The 542-nt window shown below is 66.8% G+C and carries 1 protein-coding gene; it reads right to left on the bottom strand.

Features of this window, described 5'->3' with window-relative positions; genetic code table 11:
- A partial coding sequence (locus ACV229_RS40685; RefSeq protein ID WP_448088670.1) for a hypothetical protein occupies positions 1-542 on the bottom strand: 542 nt, incomplete at both ends.

Raw genomic sequence — 542 nt, 5'->3', positions numbered from 1 at the left:
ACGTCGCGTTCGACAGGTTGAGGTCGCCCGCCTTCGCGTTCAATGCGAGATCGCCGTTCGCGGCCGTCTCGCTACCGGCGAGATTCACGTTGCCGCCCGTCAGCGTTGCATTGCCGCCGGCGACGTTCTTGCCGATCGCCGTCAACTGGCCCGTGGCCGTGACGTTCAGGTCGCCGCGACGATCGACGACGCCATCGCTGTTCGCGCCCGCCCCAAGCGTGCCGGTCGAATTAACGCTGCCGGCATTCACCGTTACATTTTGCTGCGCGGCAAGCGTCCCGCTGTTCGTCAGATCGGCCACCGTGTTCGCCGACACTGATCGCAGACCATGGATCGTGCCGCTGTTGTCGATCCCGCCTGCCGCCGACATCGAAAGATCGCCGCCCGCCGTGGTCTTGCCCGACAGCACGAGCCGGCCGTTCGACTGCAACGTCAGGTCGCCGGCCTGCGCCGCAATCGTGCCCGCGTTGCGCACGCCGACGCCACCCTCCGTGCCGATGAGATAGATCCGGTCGCTGTACATCCCCCCGAGTTGGCCGACG

The sequence above is a fragment of the Burkholderia sp. MR1-5-21 genome (genome assembly GCF_053427715.1).
The sequence above is the reverse complement of the archived record's forward strand: the minus strand, read 5'-3'. Positions and strand labels throughout refer to the sequence as shown.